The 11,743-nt window shown below is 37.9% G+C and carries 13 protein-coding genes; all 13 read left to right on the forward strand.

Annotated features, from left to right (window positions below; translation table 11 throughout):
• Positions 1 to 400, forward strand: a 400-nt coding sequence (locus tag IKK64_01710) for an iron chelate uptake ABC transporter family permease subunit (protein MBR4118777.1), incomplete at its 5' end; no start/stop codon positions are given.
• Positions 400 to 1,191, forward strand: coding sequence for an ABC transporter ATP-binding protein (locus tag IKK64_01715; protein ID MBR4118778.1), 792 nt, complete (start codon positions 400 to 402; stop codon positions 1,189 to 1,191). The genes IKK64_01710 and IKK64_01715, both read left to right, overlap by 1 nt.
• Before the next feature lie 2 nt (positions 1,192 to 1,193).
• A complete protein-coding gene (lpxB, locus tag IKK64_01720; GenBank protein MBR4118779.1) occupies positions 1,194 to 2,327 on the forward strand; it encodes a lipid-A-disaccharide synthase in 1,134 nt (377 codons plus the stop codon).
• 105 nt (positions 2,328 to 2,432) lie between these two features.
• A complete protein-coding gene (locus IKK64_01725) occupies positions 2,433 to 3,830 on the forward strand; it encodes a hypothetical protein (GenBank protein MBR4118780.1) in 1,398 nt (465 codons plus the stop codon).
• Positions 3,831 to 3,883: 53 nt separating this feature from the next.
• Positions 3,884 to 4,639, forward strand: a complete 756-nt coding sequence (gene surE / locus IKK64_01730; protein ID MBR4118781.1) for a 5'/3'-nucleotidase SurE — start codon at positions 3,884 to 3,886, stop codon at positions 4,637 to 4,639.
• 248 nt (positions 4,640 to 4,887) lie between these two features.
• Positions 4,888 to 5,364 carry an ArgR family transcriptional regulator gene (locus IKK64_01735; protein MBR4118782.1) on the forward strand — a complete coding sequence of 159 codons (477 nt, stop codon included), beginning with the start codon at positions 4,888 to 4,890 and terminating at the stop codon, positions 5,362 to 5,364.
• A 19-nt stretch (positions 5,365 to 5,383) separates the two neighbouring features.
• Positions 5,384 to 5,950 (forward strand): GNAT family N-acetyltransferase, encoded by a 567-nt coding sequence (locus IKK64_01740; GenBank protein ID MBR4118783.1) that lies wholly within the window; start codon positions 5,384 to 5,386, stop codon positions 5,948 to 5,950.
• A gap of 15 nt (positions 5,951 to 5,965) precedes the next feature.
• Positions 5,966 to 7,174: an argininosuccinate synthase gene (locus IKK64_01745; protein ID MBR4118784.1), complete on the forward strand. Its 1,209-nt coding sequence runs from the start codon at positions 5,966 to 5,968 to the stop codon at positions 7,172 to 7,174.
• A gap of 9 nt (positions 7,175 to 7,183) precedes the next feature.
• Positions 7,184 to 8,152, forward strand: coding sequence for an N-acetyl-gamma-glutamyl-phosphate reductase (locus tag IKK64_01750; GenBank protein ID MBR4118785.1), 969 nt, complete (start codon positions 7,184 to 7,186; stop codon positions 8,150 to 8,152).
• A gap of 220 nt (positions 8,153 to 8,372) precedes the next feature.
• On the forward strand, positions 8,373 to 8,768 hold the full coding sequence (locus tag IKK64_01755; protein MBR4118786.1) for a DUF559 domain-containing protein: 396 nt from the start codon (positions 8,373 to 8,375) through the stop codon (positions 8,766 to 8,768).
• A 148-nt stretch (positions 8,769 to 8,916) separates the two neighbouring features.
• Positions 8,917 to 10,044 carry an aspartate aminotransferase family protein gene (locus IKK64_01760; GenBank protein MBR4118787.1) on the forward strand — a complete coding sequence of 376 codons (1,128 nt, stop codon included), beginning with the start codon at positions 8,917 to 8,919 and terminating at the stop codon, positions 10,042 to 10,044.
• Positions 10,045 to 10,057: 13 nt separating this feature from the next.
• Complete coding sequence (gene proC, locus IKK64_01765; GenBank protein MBR4118788.1) at positions 10,058 to 10,828, forward strand: pyrroline-5-carboxylate reductase; 771 nt, start codon at positions 10,058 to 10,060, stop codon at positions 10,826 to 10,828.
• A gap of 311 nt (positions 10,829 to 11,139) precedes the next feature.
• Positions 11,140 to 11,743, forward strand: a 604-nt coding sequence (locus IKK64_01770) for a hypothetical protein (GenBank protein MBR4118789.1), incomplete at its 3' end; no start/stop codon positions are given.

The raw sequence follows: 11,743 nt of genomic DNA on the forward strand, positions 1-11,743 counted from the left end.
AATACTCCTCTCAATTTTACTCATAAAACCTCTTAATGCCCTGTTGTTGGGAGATAGATATGCAACTAATTTAGGAGTGAATATAAAATGCACACGAATATTGTTGTTGTTATGCACAGGATTGCTAACAGCAATAGTAACTTCATATTGTGGACCAATATCGTTTTTAGGTTTGGCAGTACCACATGTGGCAAGGTTGATGACAAAATCATCAAATCATCACACCCTTTTGCCTGCTACTCTTTTGGCGGGAGCGGCAACAGCGCTATTGTGTACCCTCTTATGCTCAATGCCATGGCAAAGCGGGGTATTACCTTTAAATGCTATAACACCCATATTTGGAGCGCCAGTGATAATATATGTAATAGTTAATCGTTCAAAAATAGAGTATTTCAACTGATGCAGGAGCAAGTTATATTAGAGGCAAGAAACCTAACAATAGGATATGGAAAAGGGAGTTCGGCAATAAAGGTTGCCGATAATATCTCTTTTGCTCTGAATTCTGGAGAACTTGTTTTGATGCTCGGGTGTAACGGAGTTGGTAAATCAACACTTTTGCGTACCCTTTCGGCAATACAACCCCCACTTGCAGGAGATGTTCTAATATGCGGAGAGTCACTTTATAAGATTAATCCTCGAGAATTGTCACAAAGAGTGTCGGCAGTATTTACCGATAAGACTATGGCAGGAGGTCTTTTGGTTGAAGAGGTGGTAGCATTAGGTCGCTATCCCTATACAGGTTTCTTTGGGAAAATCACAGAAGAAGATAGCAGAGTAGTAGAATCGGCATTATCGTTAGTGGGAATGCAAGATAAATCAAAGAGGTACCTATCCCAACTATCTGACGGAGAGCGACAAAAGGTAATGATAGCAAAGGCACTCGCCCAACAAACTCCGCTAATAATACTTGATGAACCAACCGCATTTTTGGACCTCCCGAGCAGAATAGAGATTTTATATCTCCTAAAGCGATTGGCAGAGAAAGAGAATAAAACAATAATACTTTCAACTCACGATGTAGAGCAATCTCTCTCTGTTGCAGATAAATTATTGCTTTTCATAGATGATAAAGTAAAATTAGCATCAACAACTGAGGCTATTGAGAGAGGAGATGTTGCTCAATTATTTGAGTCGCGAGGAGTAGTATTTGACAAAGAAAGAGGAGTGTTTGTACCCAAACAAAATAGATAATTATGAAATATTACTTGATAGCAGGAGAGGCCTCGGGCGATTTACACGCATCGCACCTTATGGCAGAGATAAAAAAGAACGATACCAATGCAGAGTTTCGTTTCTTTGGAGGCGACCTAATGGCGGCACAAGGAGGAGTGTTGGTAAAACATTATCGCCAGATGGCATTTATGGGATTTATTGCAGTAATAAAAAATCTCCGTACCGTATTGCGTAATATGCAAGAGTGTAAGAAGGATATAAAAAACTTTGCCCCCGATGCTGTTATCCTGGTTGATTATCCAGGCTTTAATATGCAGATAGCCAAATATGTTAAAACTAAACTGGGAATTCAGACTCACTATTATATAGCACCAAAAATCTGGGCATGGAAAGAGTATCGTATAAAGAGCATACGAAAATATGTCGATTATATGTACTCCATTCTTCCATTCGAAGTTGAATATTTTGCAGGACTTAACTATAAGGTAGATTATGTAGGAAATCCAACAGTAGATGAGTTAGCGATACGTCCCGATGCAGAAGAGACCTTTGAAGAGTTCACTACCTCAAATGCGTTGAGTACAAAACCTATTATAGCCCTAATAGCAGGAAGTAGAGTTGGCGAAATAAAGAGTTCACTCCCTCGTATGATAGCAGCAGTTGAAGGAATGGATGAGTATCAATTTGTTGTAGCAGGAGCACCATCTATCCCCCCCCAACTATATGCTCAAATAATAGCGGACAAACCTATAAAGGTGGTTTATGAAAAGACCTATCGCCTTATGCAACAAGCAACGGCAGCACTTGTAACCTCGGGAACGGCAACACTTGAAACAGCACTAATGGGAGTGCCTCAGGTAGTATGTTATTATATGGCAGGAGGTAAGTTTACATATAAACTGTTTGAGAAGATATTAAAGGTAAAATATGTATCGTTGGTAAACCTTATAGCAGGAAAAGAGGTGGTAAAAGAGTTGTTGGTAAACCATTTTACTCCCGAAAATACTCGAAGGGAGTTGGAAAAGATACTGCAACCAAATGAAAGAGAGAAAATATTGGAAGGGTATCAACTGATGCGAGCCAGACTTGGAGCAGTTGGGGCGCCACGTCACGCAGCAAAAGTTATATGCAAAAGAGTAGAGGAGAGTAAATAAGTAATTGTTCATTAGTTACAATTTTATAAGAAAAATTCCGTTATAGAGATAGTGAAAAAGAGTTGCAACATATTATATATGTTATTTATCTTGATAACTTCAAGTATGTTAACAGGTTGTTTTGATGATGAATTTACAACATCACCGGAACACACTCTTGCGTTCTCTACCGACAGTGTGCGATTTGACACTATTTTTACTGAACAAGGTACAGCAACAGAAATATTCAAGGTATATAATAGACACGAGAAATCGCTATTGATAACATCCATTCTCTTGGCTGATGCCGAGAACTCAGGCTTCTTTATAAATGTTGACGGAACAAAGGGCCCCGATGTTTATAACATTGAGGTTCCTGCAAAGGATAGTATTTTTGTATTTGTAGAGATAACTCCTAAAAAGACAAATATTAATACTCCTTTTTTAATAAAAGACTCAATTGTATTCTTGACAAACGGAGTTCGCCAAGATGTAAAATTGGAGGCTTACGGACAAGATGCCACACGATTAAGAGGAGAGATAATAACCGCTGACACAGAATATACATCTGAGAAACCATATATAATATATGATTCTTTGGTGGTAGAAGAGGGAGCAACACTCACCCTTATGCCAGGGACAAACCTCTGTATGCACGATAAAGCAAAAATAGTAGTACGAGGCAGACTATTATCTGAAGGAACACAATCACAACCCGTAACATTACGAGGCGACAGAACAGATAATATGTTCTCATATTTGCCATACGACCGTTTACCCGGTCAATGGGATGGATTATATATTTCGCAAGATAGTTACAATAATAGTTTTGTGCATACCTTTATGCGAGGAACTGTAAACGGAATGGTTCTTGACTCTTCAGATGTGTCGCAAGATAAGATAAAGATACATAACTCAATACTTCACAACTCAAAGGGTAATTTGCTAACCATAAATCAAAGTAAGGTGACAATTACCAATAGCGAAATATCAAACGGCTCAGGAGCATTGATAATGTGTAACGGAGGAGTTGTAAATGTGGTACAAAGTACGTTAGCAAACTATTTTTCACTCTTTGATGTGATACGTGAACCAATGTTGGTGTTTAACAGATTTGATGATGAAACATTGCCAACAACGCCCTCTGCTCAATTTGATAATACAATCATAGTAGGAACTTCACGAATACTATCCCCATCCGATATATCAACCTATACAAATATCTTGTTCCGTAATTGTCTCTTTACTGTATCGGGAAGTGATGATGAAAACTTCATAAACTCGATATGGGGAGGCGACCCTATGTTTAATTGTGTAGGGGGAGAGGAATACTACTACGATTACCGAATTTCAACAACCGAATCGAGTGCCTATCAAATGGGATCAGAGGCGTATCTTACCCCCGAACTTCGCACCGATATGTATGGAGTTGAGCGACCTTTAGGAGTTAATCCCGATGTAGGAGCATATCAGATAGTGGAAAAAGACGATATGACAGAGGAAGATCATAAAGAAAATAACTAAAAATAAACAACTATCCCATGGGGGCGGCATAGCCGACAACTAACAACTGAAATATGAAACCTTTAATACTAATAACAAACGACGACGGAATTGAGGCAAGAGGAATAGAGTTTTTAGCAAAACAGGTATCATCGTTAGGCGATGTAGTGGTAGTAGCACCTGACTCACCACGATCAGGACAATCATGTGCCATAACAGTAACAAACCCATTGCGTCTGTTTAAGGTTAAAGAGGAGGGTAATATAAAATATTATAAAACAACAGGAACCCCTGTTGATTGTATCAAGTTGGCAATTCACGGCGTATTGGAGCGGCGTCCAGATATACTCCTTTCAGGAATAAATCATGGCTCTAATAGTGGAGTTAGCACAATGTATTCAGGAACAATGGGAGCTGCATATGAAGGGGCAATAATAGGAATACCCTCAGTAGGATTCTCATTGTGCGACCACTCTCCCGAGGCCGATTTTACACCCTGCATTGAAGTTATACAAAAAGTAACTAAGTCAGTTCTCGAAAAAGGGTTGCCACCATCTGTAAGCCTGAACGTAAATGTGCCAGCAGGCGTTGAGATAAAAGGAATAAAGGTGTGTAAACAGGCAATGGGATATTGGACCGAAGAGTATGAAAAGCGAGTAGATTCTCATGGTAGAGAATTCTATTGGCTAACAGGCTATTTTGTAAACACCTCACCCAAAGGAGAGGAGACTGATGAGGAACTATTACAGCAAGGATACATAACAATCGTTCCCACATCGTGCGATAGAACAGCAACAACCGCAATCCCTTTTGTTGAGAACATATTATAATATTATATATCTATAACAACAAATCAACAACTGTTTTTGTATAAAAATACGCATAAAAATATTTTATGCATAAAAAATACTCTTTTTATTGAAAAAATAGAGGACTTTTTTTGCATATATATCCAATTTATTATTTATCTTTGTCCCGTTTTTAACTCTATTTATGTGATTATGTAATAATACATATCTGTATTGGATTGATTTATACATAATTACGTAATTGAAAAAATATACAATGTAAAATAATAATGAAAAACAAGGGCGAGAGAATACAAAAAATAAAGGAGATTATCTCCTCAACAAAGATTGAGTCGCAAGGGCAACTGCTCGATATTTTGCTTGAAGAAGGATATGATTTAACTCAGGCAACTCTGTCTCGAGATTTAAAGCGTATGCGTATCGCAAAAGTAGGAGATGGATGTGGAGGATACTCATATATACTACCAGGACAAAATGTAGCAAAAACTCTTAATGTACCACACTCTGTTTCAAGTGTACCATCATCAAATTGGTTTGTATCAATTGATTTTTCAGGGCAATTTTGTGTGATAAAAACTCGTCCAGGTTATGCAGGAGGAATTGCTCTTGATATTGATGCTAAGGAGGCAGAACAGGTAATGGGAACAATAGCAGGAGATGATACAATTCTTGTTATTTTGCGAGGAGGAGTACGAAAAAAAGAGTTAATAAATATATTGAGAGATATTATACCTATTATAGATTAATAGAAAAACGCATAAAAAGATGGAGGTAAAAGATAACATTCAGATAATGGTCGCAGATGAGCGTCATGTACCGCTTGTTGAGACAATCCTTGACACAATTGAAAAGGCAGCAAAAATCAGAGGAACAGGAATTGCACGCCGTTCACCTGAGTATGTTAAGCAAAAGATGTTAGAGGGAAAAGTTATCATAGCCATGGATGGTGATGAGTTTGCAGGATTCTGCTACATTGAGAGTTGGAGTAACAAAAAGTTTGTTGCTAACTCGGGATTGATAGTGGTGGAGAAGTATCGTGGGCATGGATTGGCAAAACGAATTAAGACAAAATCTTTTGAAGTTTCACGTGAAAGATTTCCAGATGCCAAACTATTTGGTTTGACAACAGGATTGGCAGTGATGAAGATAAATTCTGAGTTAGGATACCGCCCTGTGCCATTCTCAGAACTTACAGATGATGACTCATTCTGGAAAGGATGTAGCACATGTGTAAATTATGATATACTACAACGCACAAATCGCCGTATGTGCTTATGTACAGGAATGTTGTATGACCCTGAGGAACATAAAAACGATGAAGTAAAAAAATAAAAAACATTATATATTATGGAAAAAGAAAAAGTAGTTTTAGCATTTAGTGGAGGATTAGACACTTCGTTTTGTGCAAAATATTTAACAGAAGAGTGCGGATACGAGTTATATACTGCAATTGCCAATACCGGAGGTTTTAATGCAGAGGATTTGGCAAAAATTGAGGAGAAAGCATACAAATTAGGAGCAGTTCAACACGCATCACTCGATATTACACAAGAGTACTACGAGAAGAGTATTAAATATATGATATTTGGTAATGTGTTGCGTAACGGAACATACCCTATTTCGGTAAGTTCTGAGCGTATCTTCCAAGCCATAGCAATTATCAACTATGCAAAAGAGGTTGGAGCACAATATGTTGCACACGGAAGTACAGGAGCAGGAAACGACCAAGTACGTTTTGACCTTACATTCCAAATACTTGCTCCCGAAATTAAGATACTTACTCCTACACGCGATATGACACTAACTCGTGAATATGAGATAGATTATCTTCGCAAACATGGAATTGAGGATGACTTCAAAAAAATGGAGTACTCAATCAACAAAGGTCTTTGGGGAACAAGTATCGGTGGAAAAGAGACATTGAAGAGCGAACTAACTCTACCTGAAGAGGCATATCCATCACAAATGGTTGCAGAGGGAGAGGAGCAATTAGTTCTTGATTTTGTTGACGGAGAGATTTCGGCAGTAAACGGAAAAGCATACACTAACAAAGTTGAGGCTATCCAAGCCGTTGAGGCAATAGCATCGCGTTATGCAATAGGCAGGGATATGCACATAGGCGATACAATCATTGGAATTAAAGGTCGTGTAGGATTTGAGGCTGCTGCACCTATAATTTTGATTGCCGCACACAAAATGTTGGAGAAACACACATTAACCAAATGGCAACAATATTGGAAAGACCAAATAGGAACATGGTATGGAATGTTCTTGCACGAGGCACAATATCTTGAGCCTGTAATGCGTGATATGGAGTCGTTCTTACAAAGTTCGCAACGTAATGTAACAGGTAAGGTGTATGTTGATTTGAAACCTTATCACTATGTTTTGGTAGGAGTTGAGAGCAACTTTGACTTAATGAAGTCAGACTTTGGTGAGTATGGCGAGGTAAACAAAGCATGGGATGCAGACGATGTTAAAGGATTTACAAAAATTCTTGGCAACCAAATGAAGATATACCACGCAGTACAAACAAAAAACGGTAAAAACGAATAATATAGACTTATGATAAAAGTAGGAATAGTCGGAGGGGCTGGTTATACCGCCGGAGAGTTGATTAGACTGTTAATCAATCACCCCGATGTTGAGATAGTATTTATCAATAGTAACAGTAATGCAGGAAACCCTATTACCGATGTTCATTCGGGATTATATGGCGAAACCGATTTGAAGTTTACCGATGAGTTGCCATTTGAGGCGATTGATGTATTGTTCTTCTGTACCGCTCATGGTGATACAAAGAAATTTATGGAGTCGCACACATTGCCTGAGGAGTTGAAGATAATAGACCTCTCAATGGATTATCGTTTGGCAGATGAGTCGCACGATTTTGTATATGGATTACCTGAGGTAAATCGTAAAAAACTGATACGTTGCAAACACGTTGCAAACCCGGGATGCTTTGCAACAGCAATACAGTTGGCACTATTGCCATTAGCAAAAAATCTTTTGCTAAACAACCCTGTGCATATTAATGCCATAACAGGAAGTACAGGAGCAGGACAAAAGCCTTCGGCAACATCGCATTTCAGTTGGCGTAACGACAATATATCGATATACAAACCCTTTACACACCAACACTTGGCAGAGATAGGCGAAACATTGCATACGTTACAATCAACAGCAACCGATGAACTCTATTTTATCCCTGTTCGCGGATGTTTCGCACGCGGAATATTTGTAACTTTATATACCGACTGTGCAGTATCGGAGGAGGAGTTGTATAAGATTTATAACGAATATTACGATGACCACTCATTTACCCATATAAGTACAAAACCGATTGATTTGAAACAAGTTGTAAACACCAATAAATGTTTAATACATATTGAGAAGAAAGGTGACAAAGTGCTTATCACTTCGGCAATAGATAACCTATTGAAGGGTGCATCGGGTACAGCGGTACACAATATGAATTTACTATTTGGTTTAAAAGAGACAGTAGGTTTAATGCTTAAACCATCGGCGTTCTAAATAGTTTTTAGTTGTTAGAGATGAAACTATTTGATGTATATCCACTTTTTGATATAGAGATAGTTTTATCAAAAGCAGAAATAAAAACATGATAAACTAACCCCTCCGACTTACAGCCACCTCCCCTAATTCAGGGGAGGAGTTAAAAATTGCTCACCTATTTTAGGGGAGCTGTCCATAGGACTGAGGGGTAAAACTTAATTTATCTCATAAACCAAACATGGTTAAAAAGAATAATTATTCTCAAGTAAATAATAGACAGGAACTGGTAGAAGAGAGAAAAAGTTTAAGAACTTTTGGAACGTCAGCAGAAGCAATGTTGTGGTTGCATCTTAAAAATAAACAGCTTGATGGTTGGAGATGGCGACGTCAATTTTCGGTTGGACCTTACATTATAGATTTCTATTGTCCTAAGGCAAAATTAGGGATAGAATTGGATGGTAACAATCACTATTCCTTGTCGGGTATGGAATATGATGATTTTAGGACTATTCAGTTGTATAATATTTATGGGGTAAAATTGTTGCGTTTTGAGAATAATATGATATGGAAAGATATAGATTCGGTATTGTATGAGATAAAAAGAGTTTTGCAAGAAACCGAAATAAAAACATGATAAACTCCCCCCCTCCGACTTACAGCCACCTCCCCTAATTCAAGGGAGGAGTTAAAAAACTGCTCACCTATTTTAGGGGAGCTGTCCGCAGGACTGAGGGGTAAGTATATTAATATTGTTAGAAAAATAAATAACAATTTAAATAAAGATGAAACTATTTGATGTATATCCTCTCTTTGATATAGAGATAAAAGAGGGAAAAGGATGTAAAGTATATGATGAGAAGGGGCAGGAGTATCTTGACCTTTACGGCGGACACGCTGTAATATCGGTAGGACATTCGCACCCTCATTATGTTCAAGCAATAAAGAATCAAGCAGAGAAGTTGGTATTTTACTCAAACTCTGTAAAAAACAGTTTGCAGGTTGAGTTGGCAGAGAAGATGGGTAAAATTTCGGGATATGAAGATTACTCATTGTTCCTTATCAATTCAGGAGCTGAGGCAAACGAGAATGCACTAAAACTTGCATCATTTCACACAGGATGTAAGAGAGTTATCTCGTTTAAAAAGTCGTTTCACGGACGCACATCGGCAGCCGTAAAAATAACAGACAATCCAAAAATTGTAGCACCAATAAACGACAATATAGATGTAACATTCTTGGCTCTTGGCGATATTGAAGGAGTTGAAAGAGAGTTGCAAAAAGGCGATGTTTGTGCTGTAATTATAGAGGGAATACAAGGTATTGGCGGAATAAAGGTGCCTTCAGATGAGTTTATGCAACAGTTGCGTCAAATAACCGAGCAATACAATGTAGTACTTATACTCGATGAGATACAATCGGGATATGGACGTAGCGGAAAATTCTTTGCACACCAATATACAGGCATCAAACCCGATGTAATAACTTCGGCAAAAGGAATAGCAAATGGTTATCCATTTGGAGCCGTGTTGATTAGCCCTAAATTTACAGCAACATACGGAATGTTGGGAACAACCTTTGGCGGAAACCATTTAGGATGTGCGGCAGCCATTGCAGTATTGGATATAATAAAAGAGGAGAATTTGGTAGAGAACTCGGCAAAGGTAGGAGAATACCTAATTGAAGAGTTAAAGAAACTACCACAAATAAAAGAGGTACGCGGACGTGGATTGATGATAGGCTTGGAGTTTGAAGAGCCTGTAAAAGAGATACGTACAAAACTATTGTTTGAACAGAAAGTATTTACAGGAGTATCAGGAACAAACGTAATACGCCTGTTGCCACCTTTATGCTTAACAAAAGAGTTGGCAGATGAGTTCTTGACTCGCTTTAAAAAAGTTCTTGAATCTTAATTTTTTATAGGTTATGAAAATAGCAATAATAGGAGCAGGAAATATTGGAGGAGCAATAGCATCAGGGTTGATGCAGTCAAAAAAATCGGCTGATTACTCAATAGTAATATCTGACCCAGATACAGCAAAAACATCGCAACTATCACAATGCTATGCAGGAATTACCGCTGAGGCTGATAATCAAAAGGCTATTGCCGATGCACAAATAGTATTGTTGGCAGTAAAACCTTGGTTAGTTGAGAAGGTTTTGGCAAACATTACATTACAGCCCTCGCAAATATTGGCTTCGGTAGCGGCAGGAGTAACATTTGAGCAACTAAAAGGTTATACAAATGTTGAGTTACCAATGTTCCGAATAATACCCAACACTGCAATAAGTTTGCAAGCAAGTATGAATATAATATCATCATACAATGCAACAGAGGAACAAGATCAGATGATTATGCAGATGTTCAATGAGTTGGGATTGTCAATGATGGTAACTGAGCAACAAATGTCAGCGGGAACAGCACTTGCATCATGCGGAATTGCATACGTATTAAAATATATACAGGCAGGAATGCAGGCAGGAGTTGAGATGGGACTATATCCTCACGATGCAATGATGATGGTAGCACAATCGGTAAAAGGTGCGGCAGAACTTATTTTGCAAGGTAATACACACCCCTCAACCGAGATTGACAAAGTAACAACTCCGGGGGGTATCACTATTAAGGGAATAAATACTCTCGAAGAGGCAGGTTTCTCGTCAGCAATCATACAAGCAATGAAATCATCAAAATAAAGCAAACAAAAAATATTAAAAAATAGAACGACAGAACAAAAACGGAGTTCTGTCGTTTTTTATACAGATTTGTCTAAAAAATATCTTCTATTACCTTTTGAATGTTAATAAATATGTTGAAAATCAAAAAAATATGAGTAAATCTCATTGTGTTTCTAAAAAAATGTTATACATTTGCTTGCTAAATTTGGTGAAAGTGTTTATAAATGGTTTTGTAATCATAAAGCATGAAACCACTAAAATAGGATGTTGAATACTTGATAAGTATAACTTTAACTATAAAACAAAATAAATTATTAATTAACAGAATTATGAAAAAGTTAGCGTTTTTATTGTTGATGGTGGTAGCATTTGTTACTACATCAATGGCGCAAGTTGATACAAATAAGATGTATCGACTAAAAGATAATGCGACAAGCCAATATCTTACAGCGCGCAATTACGATGAGCATGCAACTGGCGCTTATGGAGGAGTTGGAACGTCTGCTTTAGCAGAAGATAATGAGGCTCAAATATTTATTTTTGAGCAAAGTGGTTCTAACTACAAAATTAAGACCAAAACAGGTTATTACATTTATGCTCAAGCATGGAATGTTGATGCATTGTCATCAAAATCATCAGAGTTTAGATTTACAGCGAATGGTACTGCGGGTTATTACATGGAGGTGTATAACACCAATAAGAGTAATGCTTGGTACTATGTTAAGAATGAGAATGTCCCGGCAGCAGGAGGTTATTACCTATTCGGAGATGCTGTAGTTGGAGCAGCTGCAACTTGGACATTTGAAGAGGTAGCTGTTGATGTGCCTTCTCGCACAATTACAGTCTCTGCAAATAACGATGCTTGGGGAACAGTATCGGGCGGAGGAACAGCAGAGGGAGCAATTACTATAACAGCAACCCCCGCTGACGGAT

This window comes from Bacteroidales bacterium (assembly GCA_017521245.1).
GTDB lineage: Bacteria > Bacteroidota > Bacteroidia > Bacteroidales > G3-4614 > Caccoplasma_A.

Excerpts from the sequence above, each read along its gene's own strand:
- IKK64_01750 (MBR4118785.1), top strand. The coding sequence starts at position 7,184 with ATGATAAAAGTAGGAATAGTCGGAGGGGCTGGTTATACCGCCGGAGAG.
- IKK64_01715 (MBR4118778.1), top strand. The coding sequence starts at position 400 with ATGCAGGAGCAAGTTATATTAGAGGCAAGAAACCTAACAATAGGATAT.
- IKK64_01745 (MBR4118784.1), top strand. The coding sequence starts at position 5,966 with ATGGAAAAAGAAAAAGTAGTTTTAGCATTTAGTGGAGGATTAGACACT.
- lpxB (MBR4118779.1), top strand. The coding sequence starts at position 1,194 with ATGAAATATTACTTGATAGCAGGAGAGGCCTCGGGCGATTTACACGCA.
- IKK64_01740 (MBR4118783.1), top strand. The coding sequence starts at position 5,384 with ATGGAGGTAAAAGATAACATTCAGATAATGGTCGCAGATGAGCGTCAT.
- IKK64_01760 (MBR4118787.1), top strand. The coding sequence starts at position 8,917 with ATGAAACTATTTGATGTATATCCTCTCTTTGATATAGAGATAAAAGAG.
- surE (MBR4118781.1), top strand. The coding sequence starts at position 3,884 with ATGAAACCTTTAATACTAATAACAAACGACGACGGAATTGAGGCAAGA.
- proC (MBR4118788.1), top strand. The coding sequence starts at position 10,058 with ATGAAAATAGCAATAATAGGAGCAGGAAATATTGGAGGAGCAATAGCA.
- IKK64_01725 (MBR4118780.1), top strand. The coding sequence starts at position 2,433 with ATGTTAACAGGTTGTTTTGATGATGAATTTACAACATCACCGGAACAC.
- IKK64_01735 (MBR4118782.1), top strand. The coding sequence starts at position 4,888 with ATGAAAAACAAGGGCGAGAGAATACAAAAAATAAAGGAGATTATCTCC.
- IKK64_01755 (MBR4118786.1), top strand. The coding sequence starts at position 8,373 with ATGGTTAAAAAGAATAATTATTCTCAAGTAAATAATAGACAGGAACTG.